29 protein-coding genes and 1 pseudogene are annotated in these 26,323 nt (G+C 64.0%); 17 read left to right on the forward strand and 13 right to left on the reverse strand.

Going from position 1 to position 26,323, the window contains the following annotated elements:
* Nucleotides 1-152: 152 nt before the first annotated feature.
* Nucleotides 153-1,061, reverse strand: a complete 909-nt coding sequence (locus tag NKI88_RS28805) for a LysR substrate-binding domain-containing protein (RefSeq protein WP_352658800.1) — start codon at nucleotides 1,059-1,061, stop codon at nucleotides 153-155.
* A gap of 117 nt (nucleotides 1,062-1,178) precedes the next feature.
* Here NKI88_RS28805 and NKI88_RS28810 point away from each other — a divergent pair, with 117 nt between their 5' ends.
* From NKI88_RS28810 to NKI88_RS28840, 7 genes are all read left to right on the forward strand, one after another.
* The gene (locus tag NKI88_RS28810) at nucleotides 1,179-2,474 is read left to right on the forward strand and encodes an MFS transporter (RefSeq protein ID WP_352658802.1); all 1,296 of its coding nucleotides are present in this window, start codon (nucleotides 1,179-1,181) and stop codon (nucleotides 2,472-2,474) included.
* A gap of 136 nt (nucleotides 2,475-2,610) precedes the next feature.
* Complete coding sequence (locus NKI88_RS28815) at nucleotides 2,611-3,795, forward strand: cell wall hydrolase (RefSeq protein WP_352658804.1); 1,185 nt, start codon at nucleotides 2,611-2,613, stop codon at nucleotides 3,793-3,795.
* A gap of 265 nt (nucleotides 3,796-4,060) precedes the next feature.
* Nucleotides 4,061-4,453: an AtpZ/AtpI family protein gene (locus NKI88_RS28820; protein WP_023668486.1), complete on the forward strand. Its 393-nt coding sequence runs from the start codon at nucleotides 4,061-4,063 to the stop codon at nucleotides 4,451-4,453.
* Nucleotides 4,454-4,518: 65 nt separating this feature from the next.
* Nucleotides 4,519-5,277, forward strand: coding sequence for a F0F1 ATP synthase subunit A (locus NKI88_RS28825; protein ID WP_023668485.1), 759 nt, complete (start codon nucleotides 4,519-4,521; stop codon nucleotides 5,275-5,277).
* 66 nt (nucleotides 5,278-5,343) lie between these two features.
* Entirely contained in the window at nucleotides 5,344-5,568 is a 225-nt protein-coding gene (locus tag NKI88_RS28830; RefSeq protein ID WP_006206606.1) for a F0F1 ATP synthase subunit C, read from the forward strand.
* A 91-nt stretch (nucleotides 5,569-5,659) separates the two neighbouring features.
* Complete coding sequence (locus NKI88_RS28835; RefSeq protein ID WP_023668484.1) at nucleotides 5,660-6,259, forward strand: F0F1 ATP synthase subunit B; 600 nt, start codon at nucleotides 5,660-5,662, stop codon at nucleotides 6,257-6,259.
* A 10-nt stretch (nucleotides 6,260-6,269) separates the two neighbouring features.
* Nucleotides 6,270-6,761 (forward strand): F0F1 ATP synthase subunit B, encoded by a 492-nt coding sequence (locus NKI88_RS28840; RefSeq protein ID WP_023668483.1) that lies wholly within the window; start codon nucleotides 6,270-6,272, stop codon nucleotides 6,759-6,761.
* 216 nt (nucleotides 6,762-6,977) lie between these two features.
* On the opposite strand, the gene rnhB is transcribed toward NKI88_RS28840, so the two are convergent.
* On the reverse strand, nucleotides 6,978-7,676 hold the full coding sequence (rnhB, locus tag NKI88_RS28845; RefSeq protein ID WP_023687104.1) for a ribonuclease HII: 699 nt from the start codon (nucleotides 7,674-7,676) through the stop codon (nucleotides 6,978-6,980).
* 154 nt (nucleotides 7,677-7,830) lie between these two features.
* Entirely contained in the window at nucleotides 7,831-8,985 is a 1,155-nt protein-coding gene (locus NKI88_RS28850; protein WP_023684378.1) for a PA0069 family radical SAM protein, read from the reverse strand.
* A gap of 150 nt (nucleotides 8,986-9,135) precedes the next feature.
* Between NKI88_RS28850 and NKI88_RS28855 the strand changes: the two genes are divergently transcribed.
* A complete protein-coding gene (locus tag NKI88_RS28855; protein ID WP_352658807.1) occupies nucleotides 9,136-9,639 on the forward strand; it encodes a glycosyltransferase in 504 nt (167 codons plus the stop codon).
* Between the two features lie 252 nt (nucleotides 9,640-9,891).
* The gene (locus tag NKI88_RS28860; RefSeq protein WP_352658809.1) at nucleotides 9,892-10,866 is read left to right on the forward strand and encodes a hypothetical protein; all 975 of its coding nucleotides are present in this window, start codon (nucleotides 9,892-9,894) and stop codon (nucleotides 10,864-10,866) included.
* On the opposite strand, the gene NKI88_RS28865 is transcribed toward NKI88_RS28860, so the two are convergent.
* The 7 genes from NKI88_RS28865 to NKI88_RS28895 all read right to left on the reverse strand — a co-directional run bounded on the left by NKI88_RS28865 (nucleotide 10,856) and on the right by NKI88_RS28895 (nucleotide 15,130).
* Nucleotides 10,856-11,287, reverse strand: a complete 432-nt coding sequence (locus NKI88_RS28865) for a GFA family protein (protein WP_352658811.1) — start codon at nucleotides 11,285-11,287, stop codon at nucleotides 10,856-10,858. The two genes, NKI88_RS28860 and NKI88_RS28865, sit on opposite strands and share 11 nt — an antisense overlap.
* A 126-nt stretch (nucleotides 11,288-11,413) precedes the next feature.
* Entirely contained in the window at nucleotides 11,414-11,968 is a 555-nt protein-coding gene (gene moaB / locus NKI88_RS28870) for a molybdenum cofactor biosynthesis protein B (RefSeq protein ID WP_023687108.1), read from the reverse strand.
* Nucleotides 11,955-12,848: a 4-(cytidine 5'-diphospho)-2-C-methyl-D-erythritol kinase gene (locus NKI88_RS28875; protein ID WP_352658813.1), complete on the reverse strand. Its 894-nt coding sequence runs from the start codon at nucleotides 12,846-12,848 to the stop codon at nucleotides 11,955-11,957. Before NKI88_RS28875 ends, moaB begins: the two co-directional genes overlap by 14 nt.
* Before the next feature lie 26 nt (nucleotides 12,849-12,874).
* Nucleotides 12,875-13,060 carry a membrane protein gene (locus NKI88_RS28880; RefSeq protein ID WP_023668475.1) on the reverse strand — a complete coding sequence of 62 codons (186 nt, stop codon included), beginning with the start codon at nucleotides 13,058-13,060 and terminating at the stop codon, nucleotides 12,875-12,877.
* A 72-nt stretch (nucleotides 13,061-13,132) separates the two neighbouring features.
* Complete coding sequence (locus NKI88_RS28885; protein WP_023668474.1) at nucleotides 13,133-13,990, reverse strand: S49 family peptidase; 858 nt, start codon at nucleotides 13,988-13,990, stop codon at nucleotides 13,133-13,135.
* Between the two features lie 121 nt (nucleotides 13,991-14,111).
* Nucleotides 14,112-14,906: a tRNA1(Val) (adenine(37)-N6)-methyltransferase gene (locus NKI88_RS28890; protein WP_352658815.1), complete on the reverse strand. Its 795-nt coding sequence runs from the start codon at nucleotides 14,904-14,906 to the stop codon at nucleotides 14,112-14,114.
* Complete coding sequence (locus tag NKI88_RS28895) at nucleotides 14,906-15,130, reverse strand: putative signal transducing protein (RefSeq protein WP_023692106.1); 225 nt, start codon at nucleotides 15,128-15,130, stop codon at nucleotides 14,906-14,908. Before NKI88_RS28895 ends, NKI88_RS28890 begins: the two co-directional genes overlap by 1 nt.
* Nucleotides 15,131-15,350: 220 nt before the next feature.
* Here NKI88_RS28895 and NKI88_RS28900 point away from each other — a divergent pair, with 220 nt between their 5' ends.
* The 5 genes from NKI88_RS28900 to NKI88_RS28920 all read left to right on the forward strand — a co-directional run bounded on the left by NKI88_RS28900 (nucleotide 15,351) and on the right by NKI88_RS28920 (nucleotide 20,561).
* Nucleotides 15,351-16,367, forward strand: a complete 1,017-nt coding sequence (locus NKI88_RS28900; protein WP_023668471.1) for a polyprenyl synthetase family protein — start codon at nucleotides 15,351-15,353, stop codon at nucleotides 16,365-16,367.
* 87 nt (nucleotides 16,368-16,454) lie between these two features.
* On the forward strand, nucleotides 16,455-17,123 hold the full coding sequence (locus NKI88_RS28905) for a GntR family transcriptional regulator (protein WP_023702055.1): 669 nt from the start codon (nucleotides 16,455-16,457) through the stop codon (nucleotides 17,121-17,123).
* A gap of 377 nt (nucleotides 17,124-17,500) precedes the next feature.
* Nucleotides 17,501-18,094, forward strand: coding sequence for a biotin transporter BioY (locus NKI88_RS28910; RefSeq protein ID WP_352658817.1), 594 nt, complete (start codon nucleotides 17,501-17,503; stop codon nucleotides 18,092-18,094).
* A gap of 83 nt (nucleotides 18,095-18,177) precedes the next feature.
* Nucleotides 18,178-18,594: a DUF1284 domain-containing protein gene (locus tag NKI88_RS28915; RefSeq protein ID WP_352521273.1), complete on the forward strand. Its 417-nt coding sequence runs from the start codon at nucleotides 18,178-18,180 to the stop codon at nucleotides 18,592-18,594.
* Nucleotides 18,595-18,785: 191 nt separating this feature from the next.
* Nucleotides 18,786-20,561 (forward strand): tetratricopeptide repeat protein, encoded by a 1,776-nt coding sequence (locus NKI88_RS28920; RefSeq protein ID WP_023828033.1) that lies wholly within the window; start codon nucleotides 18,786-18,788, stop codon nucleotides 20,559-20,561.
* 209 nt (nucleotides 20,562-20,770) lie between these two features.
* Here NKI88_RS28920 and NKI88_RS28925 read toward each other — a convergent pair.
* A pseudogene (locus NKI88_RS28925) lies at nucleotides 20,771-21,230 on the reverse strand (GNAT family N-acetyltransferase).
* A gap of 176 nt (nucleotides 21,231-21,406) precedes the next feature.
* Here NKI88_RS28925 and NKI88_RS28930 point away from each other — a divergent pair.
* From NKI88_RS28930 to glyS, 3 genes are read left to right on the forward strand one after another with little or no spacing between them, the layout of a single operon-like run.
* Nucleotides 21,407-22,351: a glycine--tRNA ligase subunit alpha gene (locus NKI88_RS28930; protein ID WP_352658819.1), complete on the forward strand. Its 945-nt coding sequence runs from the start codon at nucleotides 21,407-21,409 to the stop codon at nucleotides 22,349-22,351.
* Between the two features lie 25 nt (nucleotides 22,352-22,376).
* The gene (locus NKI88_RS28935; RefSeq protein WP_352658821.1) at nucleotides 22,377-22,691 is read left to right on the forward strand and encodes a hypothetical protein; all 315 of its coding nucleotides are present in this window, start codon (nucleotides 22,377-22,379) and stop codon (nucleotides 22,689-22,691) included.
* Nucleotides 22,692-22,745: 54 nt separating this feature from the next.
* Nucleotides 22,746-25,214: a glycine--tRNA ligase subunit beta gene (gene glyS, locus NKI88_RS28940; protein WP_352658823.1), complete on the forward strand. Its 2,469-nt coding sequence runs from the start codon at nucleotides 22,746-22,748 to the stop codon at nucleotides 25,212-25,214.
* A gap of 76 nt (nucleotides 25,215-25,290) precedes the next feature.
* On the opposite strand, the gene NKI88_RS28945 is transcribed toward glyS, so the two are convergent.
* Both NKI88_RS28945 and NKI88_RS28950 read right to left on the reverse strand, forming a co-directional pair.
* Nucleotides 25,291-25,674, reverse strand: a complete 384-nt coding sequence (locus NKI88_RS28945; RefSeq protein ID WP_081732299.1) for a hypothetical protein — start codon at nucleotides 25,672-25,674, stop codon at nucleotides 25,291-25,293.
* A gap of 165 nt (nucleotides 25,675-25,839) precedes the next feature.
* Nucleotides 25,840-26,292, reverse strand: coding sequence for a hypothetical protein (locus NKI88_RS28950; RefSeq protein WP_023732113.1), 453 nt, complete (start codon nucleotides 26,290-26,292; stop codon nucleotides 25,840-25,842).
* Between the last annotated feature and the right edge of the window lie 31 nt (nucleotides 26,293-26,323).

A 26,323-nucleotide genomic window follows, 5' to 3' on the forward strand; every position in this document is an offset into this window, starting at 1 on the left:
TCATCAACAAGCGATTCGTGTGTCATCGCAGTGTAGAATCACACCCGATTCCGCAGGGCAATACCTATCTTAGCGCCTATGCCCTTGCGGGGGAGATGTCCGGCAGGACAGAGGGGGGTGTGAGGGAACGCGACACCGGGTGATCACCGCGTCTAAGCGACCTCTCTCAACCGCTCGTCCTGCGGCAGCGCCGCCACCGCCGCCTGCCACAAAATATCCGCCAGCCGCGTCGCCACCGGGTCCAGTTCGGCGTCTTTCTGGTGCATCACCAGCGCCATGGTTGGCAGCGCGGGTAAGCCCAACGTTTGCGGTGCCATCGTCCTGACATTGGCCGGCAGGCCGATATCGGTGCGGATGGTCAGGCCGAGGCCGACGGCGACCGCCGCCCAGATGCCGCCAAGGCTGGGGCTGGAGAAGGCCATCCGCCATGGCAGGCCGGCGCGGTCGAGCGTTTCCGTCGTCACTGTGCGCAGCAGGCATGGCGCTTCCAGCGCCACCAGCGGCAGTGCCTCGCCCTCGCGTAGCCTGGTCTCGATCAGCTTTGCCGGCCCGATCCAGCGCAATTGCGCGTCGCCGACATGCCGGCTGTAAGGCAGCGCCTGGCCGCTGTCCCAGGCCAGCGCAATGTCGAGATTGCCTGATGTGATCCGCTCGGCGAGTTCATAGCTGCGCCCGATCCGCGCCTCGATCTTGACCTTGGGGTGCGCGCGGGCGAAGCGTCCGAGCACCTCCGGCAGCACCGCCTCGCCGAAATCCTCCTGCAGGCCGAGCCTGACCCAGCCTTCCAGTTCCACGTCGTGGATGGCCGAGGCCGCCTCGTCGTTCAACTCGAGCAGCCGCCTGGCATAGCCGAGCATGGTTTCGCCGGCTTCGGTCAACGCCAGTCCGCGGCCCGACTTGCGGAAGATCGGCGTCGCCGCCTGGTCCTCCAACTTCTTCAGTTGCGCGCTCACCGCCGAGGTCGAGCGTCCAAGCCGGTCGGCGGCCTTGGCGAAGCTGCCGAGTTCCATGCCGGTGACGAAGCTTCGGAGGACATCGAGGTCGAAGGTTACGCGGCGCATCACAACGATCCTGTTTTTCGGGAACAATTGTCAAAAACTTCCCGATATTCGGGATGAAGTTATGGCGGTAAAGACGAGGCGTCAAGGTCCCGAAAGGGCATCAACAGGAGTCCCGCCATGTCGATTGCCGACGCAAATTGTGAGCCAGGCCGGGTTGGCCGAGCCGCCGCCGTCAGGTCGAAGGCTGAACGATTTCGCGCCAATCATCGCTGGAAGGTGCTTGGCATCGGCGTTGCCGCCAATGCCAGTTTCTCCGCCACCTTCGCCGGCATACCGGCGGCGGCGGTGTTTCTGCGGTCGGGCTATCACTTGAGCAATGGCAATCTCGGCCTGGTCCTCGGCCTTCTCGGACTGGGCGTTGCCTTGAGCGAACTGCCCTGGGGTCTGCTCACCGACCGCTGGGGCGATCGCGGCGTGCTGTTGACCGGCCTTGGCGCGACCGCGGCGTGGCTCGCCTTGATGGCGTTGTTCATCGTGCCCTCAGTGACCTATGTGCCTGGCGTCGCAATGCTGGCCGCATGCCTTCTGGTCGCCGGCCTGCTCGGCGGCAGCGTCAACGGTTCCAGCGGCCGCGCCATCATGGCCTGGTTCCACGAAGGCGAACGTGGCTTTGCCATGAGCATTAGGCAGACCGCCGTGCCGCTCGGCGGCGGGCTCGGCGCGCTGGTCCTGCCGTCGCTGGCATCGGTGCACGGTTTCGCGGCGGTCTTCGGGCTGCTGGCCGCCATGAACGCCGTCTCTGCGCTGTTTGCCTGGCGATGGCTGCACCAGCCGCCGGAACTGGACAATGCCGGCAGCATGGCCATGGCAAAGTCGGGCGGTCCGGCGCCGCTGCGCAATGTCGAGGTCTGGCGCATCGCCACCGCCATCGGCCTGCTCTGCTTTCCGCAAGTGGCGGTGCTGACCTTTGCCTCGGTCTTCCTGCACGATTTCGCCGGCATGGCCACGCTCACGATCAGCGCCAGCCTTGCCGCGGTGCAGACCGGCGCCATGGTGATGCGCGTCTGGAGCGGCCGCTTCACCGACCGCCATGGCAACCGCCGCTGGTTCCTGCGCCTCTGCAGCATGACAAGCGCGCTTGGCTTCGCGGCCGTCGGCCTGCTGGTCCTGGCGGCAGGAGCCACGCCAGACGCCCATGCCGCGTTGATCCTGGCGATCGCCGTGCTGCTGGTCGTTGCCGGCATTTCGGTCTCCGCCTGGCATGGCGTCGCCTACACCGAACTCGCCACGCTTGCCGGCGCCAGCCGCGCCGGAACCGCGCTCGGTCTTGCCAACAGCTTCGTCTTCATCGCCTTCTTCGTGGTGCCGACCGCCATTCCGGCATTGCTGCTCATCTGGTCGTGGCCTGGCGTCTGGCTGGTGGGCGCGCTCTGCGCCTTGATTGCATGGCCAATTTTCCTGCGGCCGAACTGACGGGTTGCCGGTCGGCAAACGGCGTCCCATTTCGGGCCGCTTCGGAAAAACACGATCAACCGCGTTAACCCCGCATCAAGGTTAATGCTTCACTTTGGCTCTCCAGTGGCTCAGTGGCGTTTCTGGAGAGTTCCCCGTGCATCGACGTGTCTTGAAGCGGCTGGCCGCCGCCGCCGGTGAGAAAAAACGTTCCTTCGTAGCGCCATTGGTCATCGGGCTCGGCATCTGGATCGGCTTTCCGACCGTCGTCGCCTACCAGGACATGGGCAGCTTGATTTCCGGCCTCGAAGCTTCGGGCACCCGCTGGAACTCTTATGTCGAGCGCTCCGTCGCCGGCTCGGTTCATGCCGCCGAAATGCCTTTCATCGATTCCGTCACCACCGGTTCGCTCTCGGGCTCGGGCGTGCGCCTGCCCGGCGTCGGCAAGGTCTCGTTTCGCGGCAAGGGCAATGTCGCCGGCATCACGCCCGACGAGGACCGCATCATGCGCGCCGACAAGAAGGGCCGCATCATCCAGGTCTCGCCGGTGGCGCCGCCGAAGAACTTCAATGCCGGCTCGATCTTTCAGCGCACGTCCTCGCTGCTGCGGCCGAGCATGGACAGCGGCCTGAAGCTCGCCTTCGCCAAGCCCGGCATCAAGGGCAAGGAAATCCAGATCGCCCAGGCCTTCCACACCAATGTGGACAAGAAGCCCGATCCCGGCGTGCCGGCCATGCTTGCCGCCCTCGTCAACAATGACAGACCGGACGTGCTGGCCACCGCCTATGCCCAGGCCGAACCAGATTACGCCAAGGCCTCGCCCTTCGAAGCGCTGCTGCAGGACGAGGAGCCGAGCAGCGGGCGCTTCATTCCGCCGATGGCCAAGGGCGATCATTCGTGGATCCAGAACCCGCTGCCGGCCAGCGTCTTCTCCACGAAGGAGCAGGCCTGCCTTGCCAACGGCATCTATTTCGAGGCGCGCGGCGAATCCGTGCGCGGCCAGGCCGCCGTCGCGCAGGTCATTCTGAACCGAGTCCGCAATCCGGCCTATCCGAACTCGATTTGCGGCGTCGTCTACCAGAACGACAACTGGCTGAACCGCTGCCAGTTCTCCTTCGCCTGCGACGGCCGCAAGAAGCGCATCGAGAGCCCCGCCCACTACAAGACCGCGCAGGACGTCGCGATGGCGGTCACCGCCGGCAAGATCTTCATTCCCGAAGTCGGCTCATCGACCCATTACTACGCCAACTATGTCCATCCGGGCTGGGCGCGCACGATGCAGAAGATGACCAAGATCGGCCTGCATATCTTCTACCGCACGTATGGCGGCGGCTGGAGCTGAGCCCTTCGGCTTGCCTGTCGCAAACGAACCGCAAAGGCCCTGGAAGCCGAAATCGGACAGCGGTCGCCGGACGGATTCGGGGCATGTGCCGACCCGATAGTGCCGGGCACGATGTCGCACCTCGCCAAGTGGTTGATTCCAATAGAAAAAATACATGGCTTTGAAGTCCCGCCCGTGGCTTGACGGGCGCAAACCCTCTAACTATGTTGCCGGCGACTTTAGAAGCGGACGGACGGTGACGGTCTGACCGGGCAGGGGGGTTACGATGGCCGACAAGAACGGGCCAGACGGAACCGGAGAAACCGGCCGCGGCAGCAAGCACGAGGCCGACATCCGCGACGAAGATCTCGAACGCCGCCGGCGTGAGCTTGGAGCATCGCTTGCGACAAGACGGCCGGATCAGCTCGAGGGGAATGACGGCGCGAAAGCGACGGCCGGATATGGCCAGGCGCTCAAGCTGTCCAGCGAGTTCATCGCCGGGATAGTGGTGGGTGTGGGCCTTGGCTGGTTTCTGGATCGCGTGGCGGGAACCTCGCCATGGGGTCTGGTCGTCGGCTTGTTGCTGGGCTTTGGCGCCGGCGTGCTCAATGTCCTGCGTTCGTCAGGTGTTGTGGCGGAATTCGGAAAAAGCGAGAAGTCGCACGATCCGAAAGAATGAAATGGCGCGCCGCCAATGGCGCACAAGGACACTTAAGGCCGCTCGCGGTTTTGACGGGGATGTAAATGGCTGCTGACAAGGTCGATCCGATCCACCAGTTCCATATCGTCAAGCTGATTCCGATCAATATCGGAGGCTATGACCTGTCCTTCACCAATTCGTCCCTGTTCATGGTCGCGACCGTGCTCGTCGCATCGGCGTTTCTGTACCTCTCGACCTCCAGCCGCAGCCTTGTTCCCGGGCGCCTGCAGTCGGTTTCGGAAATGGGCTACGAGTTCGTCTCCAACATGCTGCGCGACGCCGCCGGAACGCAGGGCATGAAGTTCTTCCCCTTCGTGTTCTCGTTGTTCATGTTCGTACTGGTCGCCAACCTGCTTGGCCTTTTCCCGTACTTCTTCACCGTCACCAGCCACATCATCGTCACCTTCGGCCTCGCAGCCCTGGTGATCGGAACCGTCGTTGTCTACGGCTTCACGAAGCACGGTCTGGGTTTCCTCAAGCTCTTCGTGCCGCATGGCGTTCCGGTGTTCCTGCTGCCACTGGTGGTGCTGATCGAAGTGATCTCCTTCGTGTCGCGCCCGGTCAGCCTCTCGGTTCGTCTGTTCGCCAACATGCTGGCCGGCCACATCACACTGAAGGTGTTTTCGGGCTTCGTCGTCAGCCTGAGCGCGCTCGGCGCCGTCGGCGTTGCCGGTTCGGTGTTGCCGCTGGCCATGGCAGTCGCGCTGACCGCGCTGGAATTGCTGGTCGCTTTCCTGCAGGCCTACGTCTTTGCGGTGCTGACCTGCATGTATCTGAACGACGCCCTGCATCCCGGGCACTGACCTAGAATTTCCGGCATCTTTCGCCGGATGGAATTGCAACGAATTACAGATCCAAAGGAGTTTAAAATGGACGCAGAAGCAGCAAAGTACATCGGCGCCGGTATCGCTTGCCTGGGCATGGGCGGCGCGGGCATTGGCCTCGGCAACATCTTCGGCAGCTACCTGGCGGGCGCCCTGCGCAATCCGTCGGCCGCCGATGGCCAGTTCGGCCGCCTGATTTTCGGCTTCGCCGTGACCGAAGCTCTGGGCATTTTCTCGCTTCTCATCGCGCTTCTCGCCCTGTTCGGCTGAGCCCCTGTTCGGCCAATATCGGTCGGACGAGCATTGGGAAGAATTGGCTGGCCGCATTCCTGCGGCCATGCCTGATATCAGGGGATAGTCCATGTTCGTGACATCTGCGTTTGCGCAAGAGTCCGCACCCGCCGCTGAAGGCGCCCATACCGGTACGGAAGGCGGCACGCATTCCGGCGCCGGCGTGCCTGCCGAGGCGCACGGCACGTTCCCGCCATTCGATCCGGCGACGTTTCCGTCCCAGCTTCTGTGGCTGGCGATCACGTTCGGGCTGTTCTATCTGTTCCTGAAGAAGGTGGTGATGCCGCGCCTTGGCGGCATCATCGACGTCCGCAGCGATCGCATCACGCAGGACCTCGACCAGGCCGCCAGGCTGAAGGGCGAGGCCGACGCCGCCGTTGCCGCTTACGAGCAGGAACTTGCGGAAGCCAAGGCCAAGGCCAACGCGATAGGCCAGCAGGCCAACGACGCTGCCAAGGCTGAAGCCGAGGCTGCCCGCAAGAAGGTCGAGGCCGCCCTCGACAAGAAGCTCGGCGAGGCCGAGGCCAGCATTGCTTCCATCAAGGCCAACGCCATGAAGGAAGTCGGCACGATTGCCGAGGACACCGCTTCAGCCATCGTCGATGCGCTTGTCGGCGGCAAGACGAGCAAGGCCGAGATCTCGGCTGCGGTCAAATCCGTGGCCCGGTGAGGAGCACATCATGGACGCCACATCTCTCGCAACGCTTTGGGCAACAGTTGCCCTCGTCATTTTCCTCGGCGTTGCCGTTTACATCAAGGTGCCAGGCCTGATCGCCAAGTCGCTCGACGCCCGTGCGACCAAGATCAGCGACGAGCTTGCGGAAGCCCGCCGGTTGCGCGAAGAGGCCCAGCAACTGCTCGGCCAATACCAGAAGAAGCGCAAGGAAGCAGAGCAGGAGGCCGCAGCCATCGTCGCTGCCGCCAAGCGCGAGGCCGACATGCTTGCCGCCGAGGCGCACAAGAAGACCGAAGACTATGTCACCCGCCGCACCGCGCTTGCCGAGCAGAAGATCGGCCAGGCCGAGCGCGAAGCCGTCGCCGAAGTGCGCGCCAGCGCCGTCGACATCGCCGTCGAGGCGGCCCGCACGCTGCTTGCCGGCAAGATCGACGCCAAGGCCGGCGCCGACCTGTTCAAGTCCGCGCTGCAGGACGTGAAGGCCAGGCTGAACTGAGCGGGGTAACTCGCTGACATCAAGCCGCCCGGGCAACCTGGCGGCTTTTTTGTTGAGCGCGGACAATCTCCCCCCTTGAGGGGGAGATGTCGCCAAAGGCGACAGAGGGGGTCGGTGCCACCGGGCGCGACGCATTCTGCTGCGAAGAAGGGCTGGCGCTTCACGCGCGGCGACCCCCCTCTGGCCTGCCGGCCATCTCCCCCTCAAGGGGGGAGATTAGCTGTCCAACCCGACAAACCCTTCTTCCTCAACCACCTCAACTCCACCCAGCCTGAACGGCGCGAATGACGCCCGGTGCAGCCTTGCCACCGGACCATGCGCTTCGATCGCGGTGCGGTGCCGCACGGTGGCGTAGCCCATGTGGACTTCGAACCCGTAGCGTTCGTGGTGGCTGCCGCAGCCGCACATCATGCGGTCGCGCATCACCTTGGCGACGATCGAGGCGGCGGCGATCGATTGCGAGCGCTGGTCGCCCTTGATCAGCGCGCGGCCTTCGCAGAGGAGGCCCGGCGGCACATCGCGGCCATCGGCCAGCGCCAGCTTCGCCTGGATCGGCAGGCCGGCAAGGGCGCGGCGCATGGCTTCCAGGCTGGCCTTGAGGATATTGCTGCCGTCAATGCCTTCGGCGCTGACCGAGGCCATCGACACGCCGAGCGCTGACCCCAGGATTTTCAGGAACAGCGCCTCGCGCTGCAAATGGTTGAGCCGTTTGGAATCGTCTAGCCCGTCGGGAATGTTGGCGGGATCGAGGATCACCGCCGCCGCCACCACCGGCCCGGCCAGCGGACCGCGGCCGGCCTCGTCCATGCCTGCCACCGGCCACAGGCCTTCAGCCATCGCCTTCGTCTCGAAGGAGAAGTCGGGCTTTTCGACGATTTCTAAAAGAAGCGGAGAATCGGAACGCGCGCGAGCCATGTTGCGGCGAGGTTCGCATCGGCTCCGATTCTCCGCAAGTCCCTCCAGGGTCGAGTGGGGCAAGACCGGGAGGGCACCGTCTGCAGGCCGGGGGACAGGCCGGACGGGATTCTTGGGTCGCCTGCCAACCACGAGGGCAGGGCAGGCGCTACTCTCAGAGCAGCATCAGCTGCTCGGTCGCCTTGGCGGCGGCGACAAACTGGTCGGTTCGGAGGGTGCGCCGCTCGGCGTTGAGGCCGAGCCGCTTGGCCGTGATCTCGAAGCGCCGGCCGATCTGCCAGGCATAGGGGCCGGCGCCTTTCATCCGCTTGCCCCATTCCGAATCATAGTCCTTGCCGTCGCGCATCGAACGGATCAGCGACATCACGTGCCGGTAGCGGTCGGGATAATGGCGCAGCAGCCAGTCCTTGAAGATCGGCGCCACCTCGAGCGGCAGGCGCAGGATGACATAGCCGGCCTCGCGGGCGCCTGCGGCGCGTGCCGAATCGAGGATGCGCTCCATCTCCTGGTCGGTCAGGCCGGGAATGATCGGCGCCACCATGACAGAGGCCGGGATGCCGGCATCGGAAAGCTGCCGGATTGCCTCAAGCCGCTTGGTCGGCGTCGACGCGCGTGGCTCCATGGTGCGCGCCAGCATGCGGTCCATCGTCGTCACCGACAGCGCCACCTTGGCCAAGCCCCGTTCGGCCATGCGCGACAAGATGTCGATGTCGCGCGTCACCAGATGGGATTTGGTGACGATGCCGACCGGATGGCCGCGCGCCTCCAGCACTTCGAGGATCTCGCGCATGATCCGGTATTGTTTCTCGATCGGCTGGTAGGGATCGGTGTTGGTGCCGATCGCGATGGTGCGCGGCTGATAGCCATCCTTCGACAGTTCCTTGTCGAGCAGCCGCGCCGCATCCGGCTTGGCAAACAGCTTCGCTTCGAAATCCAGCCCCGGCGACAGGCCCATGAAGGAATGCGTCGGCCGGGCGAAACAATAGACGCAGCCATGCTCGCAGCCGCGATAGGGGTTGATCGAGCGGTCGAAGGAAATGTCGGGCGATTCGTTGCGGGTGATGATGGTGCGCGGCTTCTCGACCTGCACTTCGGTCTTGAACGGCGGCAATTCCTCCAGCGAATTCCAGCCGTCGTCGAACACATGCCGGCTGACCGGCTCGAACCGGCCGGACGGGTTGATGCCCGCGGAACGGCCGCGGTTGCGATCCGGACGGACGCGCATGCCGCTCTGTTCGATCATCGCATTGGCCATCTCGGCTCGCCCTGCTCCGAAAGCAGCAATGTCCGCACGCACGATATGTTCCATTTTGGCCCTTTCCCAAGGACTGTCGGCTGGCTGTCGAATCGCTCTGTTCATGAAAATAATCCTATTTCGCTGATGAGAACAAAGCAAGAACTTTTTCGTTGGGCCATGCAAAACTGGCGCTGCGCCGGGCTTTCCGCTATTCGGCTAAAAATGCTCAGCGTTCTCATCGAAACCCGGGATGACGAAGAAGGCCTTGCCCGCACGCTCGCCTCGTTGATCGGCGGCGCGGTCGAGGGCGTGGTGCGCGATGTCATCGTCTGCGACACCGGCTCGACCGACCAGACGCATCGGGTTGCCGATCATGCCGGCTGCCACTTCGTGGCCGGCGGCATTGCCGCGGGAATCAGGCAGGCGAAGGGTGACTGGCTGCTGTTTCTGGAACCCGGCGCAAGGCTGGCGGAGGGCTGGATCGACGACGTTGTCGCTCACACGGCGCGGCAAACCATGCCGGCGCGCTTTTGCCGTGCGCGCGGCAGCCGCACGCCGTTCCTGTCACGGGTGTTTTCGGGCAACCGGGCGCTGGCCGAAGGGCTGGTCATCAGCAAGCGCCAGGCCGCTGCCCTGTCGAAGAACGCGCACAGCGCCGAAGCCCTTGCGCGCGGTCTCGCCACCAAGCGGCTCGACGCCGAAATCTGGCTGGCGCCGAAGAAGTGATGTTTCTCCCTTTTCCCGTTCCCAGGGAGAAGGGTGCCCGAAGGGCGGATGAGGGGCAGCGTCGGCGTCTCATCCGCATTGGCACGGTCGCAGCACCATCCCTCTTTTTCGCCGCAAAAAGCTATTGTGCATTGCACAAAAGCTGACGCGGGATTAGCATTCCGTTGATGCGGGATATCGGGGTTTGGGTAGTGCCGGAGCGGTAAGCAAGCGCCGCGTCGTCGTTGCTGCCGTTCATATCTGAGGACCCCGATGAACCTTTCGTCCCCTGACAAATCCGGCGCCCCCAGTCTGGAAGCCATTGCCCGCAACGGCAGCCTGCTCCGCCGCATTGCGGTGCGTATCCCGACCTATCTGTCCGACCTGCGCGAAAATCCCGCATGGCTGCCGATGTTCGTGCTTGCCCGCACCATGCCGGCGCGCAAGCTGCACTGGCTTGGCGCCAAAGCCGCGCGCCCCGCGCAGAGTGCCGGAGCGACGATGTTCAGGGACGTCGACCTCAAGTCGATCGTCGCGGCGCTGCGCACCGATGGCCTGTTCTCCGGACTGGTCCTGCCGCAGGCAATCCACGAAGAGATCGCCAGCTTCGCGCAGAGCACGCCGTGCTTCGGCAATTTCGACCGCCGGCTCGAATTCATGCCCGGAGAACACGCAGAAGCCGAGAAGCGGTTCGGTCGCTCTTTGCTCAGCGGCCACTATTTCGAGCGCATCCTCGGCTGCAAGGCGGCACTCGCCATCCAGAACGACCCGCTGCTGTTCGACATCGCCCAGCACTATCTGGGCGGGCAGGCAAAGCTGATCACCACGCGTGTGTGGTGGAGTTTCCCGACTGGCGAGGCTTCCGACGCCGACAAGAACCTTGCCTCGCTCGGCAAATATCATTTCGATCTCGACGACTGGCGGATGCTGAAATTCTTCTTCTATCTGAAACCCTGCGATGCCGGCACCGGCCCGCATGTCTATGTCAAAGGCAGCCACAACAGGCGCAGTCTCAAGCACCAACTGACGCTGCTGGTCGGCCATCCGGCGCAAGACGTGTTCAAGGTCTATGGCGAGGACAGCCCGGTCACGCTGACCGGCGAGGCCGGGCTCGGCTTCGTCGAGGACCCGTTCGGCTTCCACATGGGCACCGTGCCGTCCACCACGCCACGGCTGATGATGGAGGTCGGCTTCGGCGTCTCGCCGCCCTCGCGCCGCCGCTTCCACGGCGAGCCGGTCATCCGCTGACGCCGGAGCGGATCTCGACCGGCATCCAGCGCGCTTGCCGCCGGGCAATGCGACCCTCTTTGTTCTCGGCATCATAGTCCATTGGGACCGGCTCGCGGTTGAACCGCGGCCGGTCATCCAGCGCATTGACGATGACGATCGCTCTCGGTTCGCCGTCGGTGGTCACAGCAGCGACATAGACGCCGCAGTCCCGGCAGATGAGATAATCGGCGGTGCGCAATCCGAACCGGTATCGGTGCAGCCGGGCCTCGTCCTCGACCGCGACGATCAATCGCCCCTGCGGATCGGCGGCGGCGCGTGAGCCATGCCGGACGCAGAAGGCGCACTGGCAGGCGCGGATCTCCATCTCGGACGGCTCAATTCCGGTTTCGAAGGTCAGGTGGATGTTGCCGCAATGGCAGCCGCCGCGGTGCGCGCTCATTGGATCTCTTCCGTCTTGACTTGGCGACAGACTATCCGCCCGACGACCCGGAGGAAATGACCTCTCGAAGGCGCAGCCGCCATTCTGCCTGACAAAGGCAGCACTTGGCCGGCACTTTGCCTTGGTTTACGAGGCGGCCTTGCCGCGCCGCAAATGCTCGTCCAGGCGCGGCATGATCTCGACGAAGTTGCAGGGCATGTGGCGGTAGTCGAGCTGCGGTTTCAGGATGCCGTCCCAGGCGTCCTTGCAGGCGCCGGGCGAGCCCGGCAGCACGAAGACGAAGGTGGCGTTGACGACGCCGCCCGTCGCTCGGCTCTGCACTGTCGAGGTGCCGATCTTGTCGTAGGAAATGCGATGGAACACTTCGGAAAAGCCGTCCATGCGCTTTTCGAAGATCGGCTCCAGCGCCTCCGGCGTCACGTCGCGGCCGGTAAAGCCAGTGCCGCCGGTGGTGATGACGACATCGATGTCTTCGTCGCGCGACCAGCCCAGCACCTTGTCGCGGATTTTCTCCCGGTCGTCGGTGACGATGTCGCGCGCGGCCAGGACATGGCCGGCCTCGACGATGCGATCGGCCAGCGTCCGCCCTGATTTGTCGTCGGCAAGGCTGCGCGTATCGGACACCGTCAGCACCGCGATGCGCACCGGGATGAAGGGGCGGCTTTCGTCAATTTTGGTCATCGGCCCCCTCTGAAGCGATGCTTCGTGTCGCGGCGACAAACCATTCCGGTTCGCGGCTGCGGATCTCGGCGGCGGCGCGCTTGGCGACATTGCCGGTCTCGAACAGCCCGAAGCATGTCGCGCCGGACCCCGACATGCGCGAGAATCCAGATCCGGCCCTGTTCAGCAGGGAAAGCGCTCTGCCGATGGGCGGCTGTATTGCTTGCGCCGGTTCCTCAAGATCGTTGCGGGTGATCTCCAGCCAATTGCGGACGCCGTGGAAATCGAAACCGCGCGGCAGCGGCGGCAGTCCTTCATTGTCGCGTTTCTCAAGTGCGTTGAACACATCAGGCGTCGAAACGGCGACGCCGGGATTGACCAGCACCAAGGCCAGCGCAGGAAAATCCGCAATTGGCGACAGCTCGTCGCCGACGCCACGCGCAACCAGCGGTTTTGCCGCAAGACACATCGGCACGTCGGCGCCGAGCGTGAGACCGATCCGGCTCAGTTCGGCCTCGCCGATGTCGAGCCCCCAGGTCCGGACAAGACCCTGCAATACCGCCGCCGCGTCGCTTGAGCCGCCGCCGACGCCGGATGCGATCGGCAGGTTCTTTTCCAGCCGGATGGCAACCGGCGGCGTGCTCTGCTGGCCGGCCTGCCTGCGCAGCGCCTCGCGCGCCTTCACCACCAGATTGCTGTCGTCGATCGGCACGGAAGTCGCGTAACGGCCCGATACGGAGAACCGGTCGGCGTCGGCAGGCTCGATCTCGACCCTGTCGCCGAAGCGGGTGAAAACGACCAGGCTCTCGAGCAGATGGTAGCCGTCGGCGCGCTTGCCGGTGACGTGCAGCGCCAGATTTATCTTGGCGGGCGCAAGCCACGTCCGGGCTGCGGCATCCAAACTGTCGGCTGCTGACGGGATGATGATCAGTCCTTGGCCAGGCGGTATTCGCCGGTCTTGGGATCCTGGACCAGCGTGCCGTTGGTGCCGTTGGCTGCCTGCTTTTCGGTGCGCCGCACCTTGGCGGTCACACGTTCGGCCTCGCGGACGAAGGTGCGGTAGCCGAAATAAGCGGCTGCGCCGACAACTGCGAAGAAAATGATCTGTGGCATTTCAAAGCTCCTCCCTCGCAAGGCGGCAAGGCAGACTGTCAAGCCCTCATGCTAGACGCTTTCCCTGCTTTTTCAAAGCCCGAAGCGAGCCCACAATGCGCGCTCTTCCGCCGCATCGATCACGCCGCTTGCGGCGGCGGCGGCAATATCGGGCGCTGAAAAGTTCGAGCCGAACAGGCCGATGCGGCCAAACAGGCCACGCGGCGCGGTGACCAGCCTGAGCTGGGTTTTCGCGCCGAAGCGGGTTTTCAGTACCGTGCGCATGTCGCTCAACGCATCGACGAGGCCAAGCTCCAGCCCTTTCTTGCCGGTCCAGAACAGGCCGGTGAACAGGTCCGGATCGTCCTTCAGCTTGGTGCCACGGCGTTCCCTGACCAGGTCGATGAAGGTCTCGTGCACTTCCAGCTGCAGCGCCTTCAGGCGCTCGACGTCTTCCCTCTTCTCCGGCTTGAACGGGTCGAGCACCGCCTTGTTCTGGCCGGCGGTGTGGACACGGCGCTCGACACCGATCTTCTTCATCAACTCGGGAAAGCCGAACGAGGCCGAGACGACACCAATCGAACCGACGATGGAGGACGGATCGGCAAAGATCTCGTCGCCGGCGACCGCGATCATGTAGCCGCCCGAGGCCGCCACATCCTCGACAAAGACCAGCACCTTTTTGTTCTTCTCGACCGCGAGGTCGCGGATGCGCTTGAAGATCAGCCGCGACTGCACCGGCGAGCCGCCAGGCGAATTGATTGAAATGGCGACGGCGGGCGCATCGAACAGGAACGCCTTTTCGATGAGGGCGGCGGTGGACGCCAAGGACAGGCTCGGCCGGAACGGGCCGCCGCCGGCCATGATGGTGCCATGCAGCCTGATGACGGGAATGGTGACGACGCTGGATCGCCAGGATTTCGGCAGCAGGCGGTTGAAAAGGCGTTTCACGAGGTGGCTGTCTCCAAATGGCTTCAACGCATGTAGGGATTTGCCGGTCAACGGCAATGCTGCAATCCATCTCAGCGAACTGTGTGCCGGTTTTGCGGCAACGACACTGACGGGCCCAAAATCAATCGCCAAACAGCGACGCCAGTCCGTTGTTGATCATCTCGGTGCGTTCCGACGGGCCGTCGCCCGTTTGCCCATGCAGCATCAAAGGCTGGCGGATCGACAGCTTGCCGCGCGCGCCGAGCGCTGCCCTGACGACAATGCGGATTGCGGCTGCTTCCGGGCGCGGATGGACGGCCAGCATCTCGGCGTCGCCGAAGCGACCCGACAGCGCATGGAGGAGGTCGCCAAGCTGTTCCGGCCGCGCAATGACGGCCAGGCCCCCGCGCGGTTTGGCGACGGCAGCCGCACTCCGGATCCAGCTTTCGAACAGCCCCTGTTCCATCACATGCGCTTGCCGCCGCAGCGGATCGGGCGTGGCGCGGTCTTGCGCCGCGTTGAAGGGCGGGTTCATGATGACGAAATCGAAGGAATTGTCGGCAAGGCCGGCTTGCGTCCGCGCCCGGCCCGACAGCGTGACGTCGGCGGTCAGCACCGAGGCGCGATTGCCGAGATGCGCATTGCCGGGATGGGCGAGCGTGGTTGTGGCGAAGCCTGCCATCTCGGTCGACCGTTCGACGAGCACGACCTGCGCCTCTGGGCAGCGCGACAGCACGGCGAGACCCGCCGCACCGGCGCCGGCGCCGAAATCGGCGAGGCGTCCAGAAAAGCCGGATGAAACTGCTGCCGCCAGCATCATGGCATCCATCCCGGCGCGATGCCCTGTCCTGGGCTGGACCAGCCAGAAGCGGCCGCGATGGAAGGCATCGACCGTATGGGCCGGCGTATCGCTGGTAAGCGCGCTCGCTTCAGCCATTATGTCTGGCGGATTTCGTTCTCGATGCCGGCGTCTTTCAAGATGCGCCGCGCCTGATCGGCCTGGTCGGCATCGACCATCACGCGCTTCTGCAAAAGACCGATCGACCCTTCGAGAATGCTCATGTTCTGGTCGGCGACGAAGCAGGCAATCCCGGCATCGCGCATCAGCGATTCGACAAAGGAGATGATCACGGCATCGTTGGTGCGCACGAGTTCTATCATCGGACGAAGTTCGCAGGTTGCAGCGTTGATGTAAACGCTGGAGCATGGCGCCGAAAGTGTGGAGCGGTTTTCGGGCAACGGCATGCGGTCGCTAAGGTTGACACGCCGTCACCGCAGCCGCGCCAATTCGCCTCTTGCCGTGCCCGTATGTGCCGCCCTAGAGTCCCAGGCGGGACCAGGGTGCCGTCGCACGCGTGATCAAAGACGGGAGTGTTTGTTGGTGGGTGTCGTTCTCAACATCGAAAACGGGAAGCGGGAACCCGCCTCCATCAAGGATCTCATCGACCTGACAGCAGCCGATATGGGGCGCGTCAACAAACTGATCCTGTCCAAGGCCGGCTCCGACGTCGAGATGATCCCGGAGGTCGCCAATCATCTGATCTCGTCGGGCGGCAAAAGGCTGCGTCCCATGCTGACGCTCGCGGCGGCCCAGATGTTCGGCTATTCCGGCGAGGGCCACGTCAAGCTCGCCACCGCGGTCGAGTTCATGCACACCGCCACGCTGCTCCATGACGACGTCGTCGACGAGAGCGGCATGCGGCGCGGCAAAAAGACTGCCCGCATGATCTGGGGCAACCAGGCGAGCGTGCTGGTCGGCGATTTCCTGCTCGGCCAGGCTTTTCGCATGATGGTCGATGTCGGTTCGCTGGAAGCGCTCGACATCCTGTCCAGCGCCGCCTCGATCATCGCCGAGGGCGAGGTGATGCAGCTGGCGGCCGCCAAGAACCTCGATACCACCGAGGACGAGCATTTCGCCGTCATCAAGGCCAAGACCGCGGCGCTGTTCTCGGCTGCCGCCGAGGTCGGTCCGGTCATCGCATCGGCGACGCGCAACGATCGCGCCGCATTGCGCTCCTACGGCATGAATCTCGGCCTTGCCTTCCAGCTCATCGACGATGCGCTGGATTATGGCGGCTCCAGCCAGGAGCTGGGCAAGAATGTCGGCGACGATTTCCGCGAAGGCAAGGTTACGCTGCCGGTCATCCTCGCCTACCGGCGCGGCACCAAGGCCGAGCGCACCTTCTGGAAGCGCGCCATCGAGGACAATGTCACCGACGATGCCGGACTGGAAAAGGCCATCGGCCTGATGACCCGCCATGGCGCCATTGCCGACACCATCGGACGCGCCCGCCATTTCGGCGAGATCGCCCGCGACGCGCTGGCGCCGCTGGAGGCGACGCCGCAGAAATCGGCGCTGATCGACGTCATCGACTTCTGCATCAGCCGGGTGAACTGACCCGCGCCTGGCGCCAAAGCAAGTTTGCACGCAAAATCGGGCAATCACCGCTCGACAATCGGTTGCGGCGCAAATTATCTATAAAACATGGCAAAGACCGCAGACGACACCATCGCCGTGCGCATCAGCAAGGTGCTGGCGGATCGCATCATATCGGGTGCGATCGAACCCGGCGCCCGGCTGCGGCAGGATCACATCGCCGAGGAATTCCAGACCAGCCATGTCCCGGTGCGCGAGGCCTTTCGGCGCCTGGAGGCGCAAGGGCTGGCGGCCAGTGAGCCCAGGCGGGGCGTACGCGTCGCTGCTTTCGATCTCGGCGAGGTAAGGGAAGTCGCCGAAATGCGGGCAGCGCTCGAAGTGTTGGCGCTGCGCCATGCCGCGCCGCATCTGACGGCTTCCATTCTCAATCTTGCCGAAGAAGCCACAAAGGCCGGCGACAAATCCCGCGATGTCCGCTCTTGGGAGGAGGCCAACCGCACCTTCCACCGGCTGATCCTGGCGCCCTGCGGCATGCCGCGGCTGATCGCCACCATCGACGATTTGCACGCAGCAAGCGCCCGCTTCCTGTTCGCCGCCTGGCGCTCGGAATGGGAAATCCGCACCGACCAGGATCATCGCGCGATCCTCAGCGCGCTGCGGCAAGGCAACACCGAATCGGCCGCCGCCACGCTTGGCCGGCACGTGCAGTGGATCGGCCAGAAACCGGTCAAGACCGCGTCGGGCAAGATGCGCGAAGCGTTTGCCATCGTCGGGTAGGGCTCGGCGGAGCTAGCGGCTGCGGACAAATCGTCAGCCTCTTTGACAAGCGCGAGCGTCGCGATCCTTCACACCCCCCTCTGTCCTGCCGGACATCTCCCCCGCAAGGGGGGAGATCAACAGCTTTGCCGTTGCGTTAGTCCTGCAACGTCGGCCATTGGCGAAAGCAGAGGCGACATCCGATCTCCCCACTTGCGGGGGAGATGGCCGGCAGGCCAGAGGGGGTGCTGTCCCGCCAGCCTTCCAAATGCCCTTTATTCGGCACGCAAGCCCAAGCCTTTTTAGGGGCGAGGGTTGCCATTCCCGCGCAAATATGGATTCGATAATAGATCGAACAACAAAATTATCTATAATTTAAACCAGCCAGGAAAGCCGCCATGACCGACATCGCCTTTTCGCCCTCCAAGCCCTCCTTCAGCCCGTTGCGCCTGCAAACCCGCTCGTATGCCTGGCAAGCCGCGGCCATCGTCATCGGCACGCTGTTTCTGGCGCTGTTGTCCCAGATCGAGGTGCCGATGGTGCCGGTGCCGGTCACCATGCAGGCCTTCGCCGTGACGCTGGTCGGCGCGCTCTATGGCTGGCGGCTTGGCGCCATCACCATCATCGCCTGGCTGGTCGAAGGCGCCGTCGGCTTGCCGGTCCTGTCGGGAGGGGCAGGCGGTGCGGCCCATTTCGTCGGGCCGACGGGTGGCTATCTCTTTGCCTTCCCGCTTGTCGGCGCGCTTGTCGGCTGGCTAGCCGAACGCGGCTGGAACGGCAGCCGCGTGCTGCTCGCGTTCGCCGGCATGGTCCTCGGCAACCTCGCCTGCCTGGTTCTCGGCACGGCCTGGCTCGCCGTCATGATCGGCCTCGAACAGGCCATCGCCTTCGGTTTCCTGCCGTTCCTCGTCGGCGGCCTGCTGAAATCGGCGCTCGGCGCCGCGACGCTCAAGCTGTTTTGGAGCAACAAGGCGGACCCGGCAGGAGCATGATCCCGAAAAGTGGAGTCCGGTTTTCGGAAGAGATCATGCTCAAACAAAGAGATGGAACAGGCTCCGCTGGCGCGTCCTGACCGATGACCGTCCGGCTGCGCTCCCACCATCTGCTTTGCCTGCTGACCTATATTGGCGAAGGGTACAGCGCAGCCTTCGTCGCCAATTATGACGTGATCGCGAAACGTCTGGGCCGGGGCGAGGATATTCTGATCGTCTCCGGCCCCGACGACATCTGTCGGCCGCTGCTCGGCGAGGCCGAGCCCCACTGCTTGCGCGAAAGCGCGGCAGGCCGGGACGAGCTGGCAGCACGCGATGTCGGCAAGCTGCTGGCCCGGCCCATCGAGGCGGGCGTCCGTCTCAGCCTCGACGCGGCAACGCTTGCCGCCTTGCGCGCGGCCTTTTCAGCCGGCGTGACGCGTGAGGCCTGCCAGGGTTGCGAGTGGGCCGGCCTGTGCAGCACGATAGCGGCAGGCGGATATCGCGATGTCAGGCTGTAGCTCCCAACCCCGATCTGCTATTGTCGGAACCGATAGTGTCTGCGTCGCCATGGTTTGTTAATCGGGTGACCCGATTGTGAATTCGGCCCGGATTGAAGCCTGACCCCAAAAAGGCCATGCTTTGTCAGGAAACATCGAGTCTATGGCTTCTCCGCGCCGACGCGGGATGGCGCTTGGCTGAAAGGGATACGATGCGGCAAGGACGTGCGCGCTGGCTCGCGGGGCTGGCAATTGTGGCAGGGATGGCGATTTCTCCGCTGCCTGCCTACGCCAAGGAATCGACCGACCCGGTCAAGATCACCTCCTTCTCGGGCGCCTATCTCGCCGCCCGCATCGCCGAAGGCGACAACGACCTCGACAATGCCATCGCTTATTACAAGCAGGCGCTCGCCTTCAATCCCGGCGACACCTCACTGCAGCAAAGCCTGATGCTGTCGCTGATCGCGCAAGGCCGCTTCGAGGAATCGCTGGTCTATGCCGACAAGCTCAAGGGAGTTCCCGACGTCGAGCGCTTCTCGCGTCTGGCTCTGGCGGTCGATTCCTTCCACAAGAAGGATTTCACCAAGGCGCAGTACTGGCTCAAGCTGTCGCTCGAATCCGATCTCGACCGACTGATTTCCGGCGTCATGTCCGGCTGGGCACAAGAGGGCGCCGGCGACCCCACCGGGGCGATGGCCTCGATCGACAAACTGCAGGGGCCTGACTGGTTCGGCCTGTTCAAGTCCTTCCACCGCGCGCTGATCGCCGATGCCGCAGGCCTATCGGACAAGGCCGACGCGCTTTATGACGCGACCCTGACCGACGTCACGGCCGGCGGTGCCGCGCCCGAGACATGGATGCGCAACGCCCAGGCCTACGCGTCTTTCCTGGCGCGCAAGGGCAACAAGAACAAGGCGCTCTACGTGCTCGACAAGGCCGAGGCGTTCGCGCCCGGCAAGCTCGACATCCAGGCGCTTCGCGACAGGATCAGCAAGGGCGACAAGATCGAGCCCTTCGTCGCCAGTCCCTCCGAAGGCGCCGCTGAAATCCTGCTCGACCTCGCCATCGCGCTCAATCGCGGCGGCGGCGAGCCGTTCGTGCGCCTCTATCTGCAATATGCGCTCGCGCTCAAGCCAGACAGCGACGCCGCTTTGGTGCAGCTTGCCGCCGTTGCGGAGCAGCTGAAGGACGGCGAAGGCGCCATTGCGCTCTATAGCCGCATTCCAGCCTCCTCGCCGCTGAAGGAGCTTTCCGACCTGCAGCTCGGCCTCAACCTTGCCGATCTCAACCGTCACGACGAGGCGATCGCCCATCTCAAGGCATTCGTCGAAGCTCACCCCGATGACATGCGCGCCTATCTGGCGCTGGGCGGGGTCTATGCCTCGAAGGAGGATTTCCGCTCCGCCGCCACTCTCTACGACAAGGCGGTCGCGGTGCTGAAGACGCCGACCAATGCCAACTGGAACATCTACTATCAGCGCGGCATCGCCTATGAGCGGCTGAAGGAATGGCCCAAGGCCGAACCGAACTTCCTCAAGGCGCTGGAACTGTTCCCCGACCAGCCGCAGGTGCTGAACTATCTCGGCTATTCCTGGGTCGACATGAACATGAACCTCAAGGAAGGCCTGGCGATGATCCAGAAGGCCGTCGACCTCAGGCCGAGCGACGGCTACATCGTCGATTCGCTGGGCTGGGCCTATTTCCGCATGGGCCGGTTCGACGACGCCGTGCGCGAAATGGAGCGCGCCGTGTCGCTCAAGCCGGAAGATCCGGTGCTCAACGACCATCTCGGCGATGCCTATTGGCGCGTCGGCCGCAAGCTCGAAGCCACTTTCCAGTGGAATCAGGCGCGCGACCTGAAGCCGGATCCCGATGTGCTTGCCATTTTGCAGCAGAAGCTGATGAAGGGCCTGCCGCCGATCGAATCCAACACGGCGCAGGAAACCCCGAAGGTCAAGCCGGCCACCCCGCCAGCGCCGAAGGGGTGATCGGGCCATACTTCTGATGAAACGGGGCTCGCTGAGCCCCGTTTTTGTTTCGGCTTGGCGTCTTAGAGCAATTCCAGGAAAAGTGTGCGCGGTTTTCCGCTCGGAATTGCGACAGAAACAAAGAGATAGAGACGCCCTATCGCGATCGTCATTCTATGGCGGAGCAAGGAGCGAAGCGACGCGGCGCAGACCCAGCGTTGGCGCTCATTCTAGAACAGCTTTCGGTAGACGACGAAGCCCGAGAGATCGCCGATCTTGTCGTAGAGCTTCATCGCCGTGTGGTTGGTTTCGTGTGTCAGCCAGTAGACGCGGCTGGAGCCTGCGGTTTGCGCCCTGGTATAGACGTCTTCGATCAGTGCCCGGCCGACGCCCTTGCCGCGCGACGCCTCATTGGTGAAGAGGTCCTGCAGATAGCAGTTCGGCGAAATCGCCGTCGTGGTGCGGTGATAGAGATAGTGGACAAGACCGAGAAGCTTGCCTTCGCTCTCCGACCAGCGCATGCATAGGCTCATAGGCATCGAAGAAGCGCGACCATGTCATTGCAGTGATGTCACCGGGCAGGGCGGTCTCGCCCGAGCGGCCGTAAAACGCATTGTAGCCGTCCCACAGCGGCAGCCATTGCTCGTAATCCTCTCGGGTGACGGGGCGTACGGTGAGCTGGCCTTGCATGGCTGAACCTCTGTCGTTGAAGCTGGGCGAGCAAACGGCCACCGGCACCGTCCGGCAATGGGCCAGTCCGAAGCAAAGCGTTCAACCTCTCATCAAGGCGGCGATAGGCGCTGCCTTGACGCTAGCCGGCCCGGCAACTAGGGAATGGCATCATTTCAGCGCTTTCCGAGGCCGCCGTGACGTCAGACAGTCCAGCCCATATACATCCCAGCCGCTCGTTCCAGGGGCTGATCCTGACCCTGCACAATTACTGGGCCGCCTATGGCTGCGTCATCCTGCAGCCTTACGACATGGAAGTCGGCGCCGGCACCTTCCATCCGGCCACCACGCTGCGCGCGCTCGGGCCCAAGGGCTGGAACGCCGCCTATGTCCAGCCCTCGCGCCGGCCCAAGGACGGCCGCTACGGCGAAAACCCCAACCGGCTGCAGCATTATTACCAGTACCAGGTGATCCTGAAGCCCAACCCGCCGAACCTGCAGGAGCTCTATCTCGGCTCGCTCAAGGCGATCGGCGTCGATCCGTTGCTGCACGACATTCGCTTCGTCGAGGACGACTGGGCAAGCCCGACGCTTGGCGCCTGGGGGCTCGGCTGGGAGTGCTGGTGCGACGGCATGGAAGTGTCGCAGTTCACCTATTTCCAGCAGGTCTGCGGCATCGAATGCGCGCCGGTGGCGGGAGAACTGACCTACGGCCTGGAGCGGCTGGCCATGTATGTGCAGGGAGTCGACAATGTCTACGACCTCAACTTCAACGGGCGCGAAGGTGCTGAAAAAGTCACCTATGGCGAGGTCTTCCTGCAGGCCGAGCAGGAATATTCCAGGCACAATTTCGAATATGCCAACACCGCCATGCTGCTCAGGCATTTCGAGGACGCCGAAGCCGAATGCAAGGCGCTGCTCGCGGCCGGCGCCCCGGCCTTGAACGACAATCTGCCGATGCACCGCATGGTCTTCCCGGCCTATGACCAGTGCATCAAGGCCAGCCACGTCTTCAACCTGCTCGATGCGCGCGGCGTGATTTCGGTGACTGAGCGGCAGAGCTACATCCTGCGGGTGCGCAATCTGGCGAAGGCCTGCGGCGAGGCATTTTTGCAGACCCAGGCCGGCGGCCTCGCCGCCTGAGGCTCACTTCATCATTTCGGGGGAAATGTTGATTGGCGCCGATAACTGGCCAGTCGACCCCGCCATGGTCCGCATAGCCTGCCGTACGCCCGGCATCGAGAAGGCGCCATGCACCTGCGCGGCGAAACAGGCGCTGAGCGCGATGATCTGGAGAAGTCTCGATGCCGTTTTCATGGTCGTTCAGCCAATAGGTCCCTGCCTGAGCGTTGGTCGCTTCAGCGCTGCGTTTGGTTCATGGAAATCTTTGATCCAAGGACGGGCGGGCTGGTTGCGGCCCGACAGCGCCTTGAAAATTTTAGAAAATCGGCCCGGGCCGACGATCGGCAAGCGCAGAGGGTGACAGCGGCCAGCCGAGTTGCTATGCCCCGCCGACCATTGTCGCGCGAGCCTAACCATGCCGGATCTTTTGCTAGAACTTCGCTCCGAGGAAATCCCCGCCCGCATGCAGCGCAAGGCGGCGGGCGATCTCAGGAAGATGCTGACCGACGGTCTGGTCGAGGCGGGTCTGACCTATGACGCCGCGCGCGAATACTGGACGCCGCGGCGCCTGGCGCTCGATGTCAGGGGCCTGACCGCGCGCTCGAAGGATATCCACGAGGAGATCAAGGGGCCGTCGACGACGGCGCCGGAACAGGCGGTGCAGGGTTTTCTGCGCAAGGCAGGCCTTGCCTCGGTTGCCGAGGCGCATGTTCATTCCGATCCGAAGAAGGGCGATTTCTACGTCGCCCATATTTCGAAGCCGGGCAGGGCGGCGGAAGAAATCATCGCCGAACTGGTGCCGGCCATCATTCGCGGCTTCCCCTGGCCGACATCGATGCGCTGGGGGCCGGCTTCAGCCAAGCCCGGTTCGCTGCGCTGGGTGCGGCCGCTGCAGACGATTCTGTGCACCTTCGGCCCGGAGACCGAGGAGCCGGTGGTGGTCGATTTCGAGATCGATGGCATCCGCTCGGGCAATATCACCTACGGCCATCGTTTCATGGCGCCGGGGGAAATTACCGTGCGCCGCTTCGACGATTACGTGACCAAGCTGGAAGCGGCCAAGGTCGTGCTCGATGGCGACCGCCGCAAGGAGATCATCCTTGCCGACGCCCGCAACCTCGCCTTCGCCAACGGGCTCGATCTGGTCGAGGACGAAGGGTTGTTGGAAGAAGTGTCGGGCCTGGTCGAATGGCCGGTGGTGCTGATGGGCGAATACGAGCAGGCCTTTCTCGCCATTCCGCCCGAGGTGGTCCGGCTGACCATCCGTGCCAACCAGAAATGCTTTGTCACCCGTCCGCAAGGCGACGGCGAAAACCTTTCCAACCGCTTCATCCTCACCGCCAACATCGAGGCGAAAGACGGCGGCAAGGAGATCGCGCACGGCAACGGCAAGGTGGTGCGCGCCCGCCTGTCGGATGCGCTGTATTTCTGGAAGACCGACCAGGGCGATCTGCCCGATCTGGGAGAGCTCGAGGCATCGGCGAAAAAGTTCGGCCTCGATCTGAAAAAGCCGCTCGACCAGCGCATGGCCCGCCTCGACCATCTCAATGTCACCTTTCACACCAAGCTCGGTACGCAAGGCGATCGGGTGGAGCGGATCAAGCGGCTGGCGCAGGAGCTGGCGCCAACAGTGGCGCAGTCGATCTCCCCCCTTGAGGGGGAGATGGCCGGCAGGCCAGAGGGGGTCGCTTCGGCTGCCGCGACGCCGTCCGGTCTCTCGAAGAAAGAGGGAGTTGGCACTCCACGCGAGACGACCCCCTCTGTCGCCTTCGGCGACATCTCCCCCTCAAGGGGGGAGATTACCGCGCTCGCCGCTCGCGCCGCCGTGCTGGCCAAGGCTGATCTCACGACAGAAGCAGTGGGCGAGTTTCCGGAACTGCAAGGCGCAATGGGCCGCAAATACGCGCTGCTGCAGGGTGAGCATCCGTCCGTGGCTGCGGCGATCGAGGAGCACTACAAACCGCAAGGTCCGTCGGATAGCGTGCCGACCAATCCGGTGTCGATTGCCGTCGCGCTGGCCGACAAAATCGATACGCTGGTCGGCTTCTGGGCCATTGATGAAAAGCCGACGGGGTCGAAGGACCCTTACGCGCTGAGAAGGGCCGCACTGGGCGTGGTGAGGATCCTGATCGAGAATGGGATCTCACTGCCGCTGACATCGCTCTTCGATAGTGCCTATCAAACGGCGAGTTATCTCGCGTCTAAGGCTGGACGGGCCTTTGGCCCCGACCTCCTCGCCTTCTTCCACGACCGCCTGAAAGTCTATCTCCGCGACCAGGGTGCTAGGCATGATCTCATTGACGCCGTGCTGGCAGGTGGTGGAAGCGCGCCAATCTCCCCCCTTGTGGGGGCGGCGAAGCCGACAGAGGGGGGCGCTGTCCCGCCGACCTCTCATTCTGGCGCGCCCCCCTCTGCCCTGCCGGGCATCTCCCCCACAAGGGGGGAAATCGGCCAATCGCACTCGGACGACCTCCTGCAGATCGTGCGCCGCGTCGAAGCGCTCGGCTACTTCCTCGACACCGAGGACGGCAAGAACCTGCTCGCCGGCACCAAGCGCGCGGCCAACATTCTGGCTGCCGAGGAGAAGAAGAAAACGCGTGTCGCCGCGACTGTTGAGCCGGCGCTGTTTCGCGAGGAGGCCGAGAAATCGCTGTTTGCGGCGGTGAATCAGGCGGAGAGAGAAGCCGGCGAAGCGATTCAAAACGAAGACTTTTCCGCCGCCATGCTGGCGCTTAGCGTGTTGCGTGAACCGGTTGATTCATTCTTTGAACGCGTTCTCGTGAATGATGAGGACCAGGCCGTGCGCGCCAACCGCCTGGCGCTGCTGGCTCGCATCCGCACGGCCACCGATCAGGTCGCGGATTTTTCCAGAATAGCTGGCTAAGGGACGGACAAGCCCGAACACGGGCGGCGTTCACACGCCGCCCGTCTTGTTTTCAGTCCTCCCGAGGCTGACCCCGTCAGTCCTCCAAAATGCTGACATGCACGCTGTCTGAATAGACGTCGACCTGGATCAGCGGCTCGCCATTGACGATGGCGTTCCGTGTCGAGGAGCTCATCGCGCCACCGCGCTTCAGCATGCGTTCCAGATACGCGCGATCATCGTTGCTGCGGAACCAGTCATCGCCCTGGTCGTCGGCATCGCGCCGGTGGAACTTGTGCCAGTTGGCACGGTCCTGCCGCACCATCTGTGCTGCGCTGCTCAGCTCATAGCCGTCGCTGGCATGGTGGTCGCGATCGGAAATGCGCGCGACGTAGGACCCTAGCTCGTCACCGGCCTGCGCGCCGCCGACACCTATAGGTGACGCCAGCAACAGGCCGGCAATAGTCAAAGATTTCGTCATGTTCATGATAACCCCTCGCTCTCCTAGAACCCGGCGCGCTCATGCCAAACCCGATTGGCGAAATTGGGGCCGCCGCCGCCAAGCCGATCGTGCGCCGGGGCGTCGATCGGCGTCAAGCGGCATGGATCGGCCGACTGTCTTGGCCGACTGTCTTGGCTGAATGGCCTACTCGGCTTTGCCGACGCCCTCGATCGGCTGCTGCGGTGTTGCTGCCGGCTGCGGCGCTGCCGGTTGCGACTCGGGCTTGCCGTTCGATGCCGTTGCAGTTCCTGCTGGTGCGGTCTCTGCCGTCGTCTCCGCTGCCGGCGCTGAAGTGCTCGCACTGGCCGGAGCCGGCGCGGCGAAGGCACCGCCGACGACGCCGCCGCGAATGATCATCGGATCCTGCCTAGGCTTTTCGGGGATCGCCGCGACCTTTTCATAAGTCACATCGGGCTGGGCATCGCCGAGCGCGACGATCGATGGCGACGAAGCGATCCTGACCGGTTCGGATCCGCCAACCTTGATGACCGATGGCGTCGAGGTCGAGACGCCGAGAAAGACGATCGACGAGGCGTGCGCCCCACCGGTCATCGCCGCCAGGGTGAAACCAAGCGCTCCAAGCACACGCATCGACATCGAAACCGTCCCCTTGCCCGACAAGCCGCCA

Source organism: Mesorhizobium sp. M0317 (genome assembly GCF_040321555.1).
Classification (GTDB): Bacteria; Pseudomonadota; Alphaproteobacteria; order Rhizobiales; family Rhizobiaceae; genus Mesorhizobium.

What these genes read in the sequence shown, in the direction of transcription:
- NKI88_RS28890 (WP_352658815.1), bottom strand. Translation starts at nt 14,906, where the DNA reads ATGGCTGAAGCGAGCGCGCTTACCAGCGATACGCCGGCCCATACGGTC.
- NKI88_RS28805 (WP_352658800.1), bottom strand. Translation starts at nt 1,061, where the DNA reads ATGCGCCGCGTAACCTTCGACCTCGATGTCCTCCGAAGCTTCGTCACC.
- NKI88_RS28915 (WP_352521273.1), top strand. Translation starts at nt 18,178, where the DNA reads ATGACCGTCCGGCTGCGCTCCCACCATCTGCTTTGCCTGCTGACCTAT.
- NKI88_RS28910 (WP_352658817.1), top strand. Translation starts at nt 17,501, where the DNA reads ATGACCGACATCGCCTTTTCGCCCTCCAAGCCCTCCTTCAGCCCGTTG.
- NKI88_RS28825 (WP_023668485.1), top strand. Translation starts at nt 4,519, where the DNA reads ATGGCTGCTGACAAGGTCGATCCGATCCACCAGTTCCATATCGTCAAG.
- NKI88_RS28810 (WP_352658802.1), top strand. Translation starts at nt 1,179, where the DNA reads ATGTCGATTGCCGACGCAAATTGTGAGCCAGGCCGGGTTGGCCGAGCC.
- NKI88_RS28935 (WP_352658821.1), top strand. Translation starts at nt 22,377, where the DNA reads ATGTTGATTGGCGCCGATAACTGGCCAGTCGACCCCGCCATGGTCCGC.
- NKI88_RS28850 (WP_023684378.1), bottom strand. Translation starts at nt 8,985, where the DNA reads ATGGAACATATCGTGCGTGCGGACATTGCTGCTTTCGGAGCAGGGCGA.
- NKI88_RS28895 (WP_023692106.1), bottom strand. Translation starts at nt 15,130, where the DNA reads ATGATAGAACTCGTGCGCACCAACGATGCCGTGATCATCTCCTTTGTC.
- glyS (WP_352658823.1), top strand. Translation starts at nt 22,746, where the DNA reads ATGCCGGATCTTTTGCTAGAACTTCGCTCCGAGGAAATCCCCGCCCGC.
- NKI88_RS28820 (WP_023668486.1), top strand. Translation starts at nt 4,061, where the DNA reads ATGGCCGACAAGAACGGGCCAGACGGAACCGGAGAAACCGGCCGCGGC.
- rnhB (WP_023687104.1), bottom strand. Translation starts at nt 7,676, where the DNA reads ATGGCTCGCGCGCGTTCCGATTCTCCGCTTCTTTTAGAAATCGTCGAA.
- NKI88_RS28855 (WP_352658807.1), top strand. Translation starts at nt 9,136, where the DNA reads ATGCTCAGCGTTCTCATCGAAACCCGGGATGACGAAGAAGGCCTTGCC.
- NKI88_RS28830 (WP_006206606.1), top strand. Translation starts at nt 5,344, where the DNA reads ATGGACGCAGAAGCAGCAAAGTACATCGGCGCCGGTATCGCTTGCCTG.
- NKI88_RS28920 (WP_023828033.1), top strand. Translation starts at nt 18,786, where the DNA reads ATGCGGCAAGGACGTGCGCGCTGGCTCGCGGGGCTGGCAATTGTGGCA.
- NKI88_RS28880 (WP_023668475.1), bottom strand. Translation starts at nt 13,060, where the DNA reads ATGCCACAGATCATTTTCTTCGCAGTTGTCGGCGCAGCCGCTTATTTC.
- NKI88_RS28865 (WP_352658811.1), bottom strand. Translation starts at nt 11,287, where the DNA reads ATGAGCGCGCACCGCGGCGGCTGCCATTGCGGCAACATCCACCTGACC.
- NKI88_RS28950 (WP_023732113.1), bottom strand. Translation starts at nt 26,292, where the DNA reads ATGTCGATGCGTGTGCTTGGAGCGCTTGGTTTCACCCTGGCGGCGATG.
- moaB (WP_023687108.1), bottom strand. Translation starts at nt 11,968, where the DNA reads ATGACCAAAATTGACGAAAGCCGCCCCTTCATCCCGGTGCGCATCGCG.
- NKI88_RS28905 (WP_023702055.1), top strand. Translation starts at nt 16,455, where the DNA reads ATGGCAAAGACCGCAGACGACACCATCGCCGTGCGCATCAGCAAGGTG.
- NKI88_RS28840 (WP_023668483.1), top strand. Translation starts at nt 6,270, where the DNA reads ATGGACGCCACATCTCTCGCAACGCTTTGGGCAACAGTTGCCCTCGTC.
- NKI88_RS28835 (WP_023668484.1), top strand. Translation starts at nt 5,660, where the DNA reads ATGTTCGTGACATCTGCGTTTGCGCAAGAGTCCGCACCCGCCGCTGAA.
- NKI88_RS28860 (WP_352658809.1), top strand. Translation starts at nt 9,892, where the DNA reads ATGAACCTTTCGTCCCCTGACAAATCCGGCGCCCCCAGTCTGGAAGCC.
- NKI88_RS28945 (WP_081732299.1), bottom strand. Translation starts at nt 25,674, where the DNA reads ATGACGAAATCTTTGACTATTGCCGGCCTGTTGCTGGCGTCACCTATA.